Here is a 214-nt window from a genome sequence, read left to right as displayed (position 1 = left end):
CCACCGCCTGAAGGAGGGGAGGCCGCTTTACCTCTGCGGCCTCCACATTCCAAGCCCCGTGGGGGCCCTGGCCCACTCCGATGGGGACGCCGCCCTCCACGCCCTCACCGACGCCCTCCTTTCCGCCTACGGCCTTGGGGACATCGGCCTCCTCTTCCCCGACACCGACCCCCGCTGGCGGGGCGAAAGGAGCGAGGTGTTTCTCCGGGAGGCC

The 214-nt window shown here is 71.5% G+C and carries 1 protein-coding gene; it reads left to right on the top strand.

The genetic code is table 11. The features are described 5' to 3' along the window. A partial coding sequence (locus tag MFF64_RS39275; protein ID WP_238194203.1) for a 2-C-methyl-D-erythritol 2,4-cyclodiphosphate synthase occupies window positions 1–214 on the top strand: 214 nt, incomplete at both ends.

Source organism: Methylobacterium frigidaeris, assembly GCF_022179185.1.
Classification (GTDB): Bacteria; Pseudomonadota; Alphaproteobacteria; order Rhizobiales; family Beijerinckiaceae; genus Methylobacterium; species Methylobacterium frigidaeris.
The sequence above is the reverse complement of the archived record's forward strand: the minus strand, read 5'-3'. Positions and strand labels throughout refer to the sequence as shown.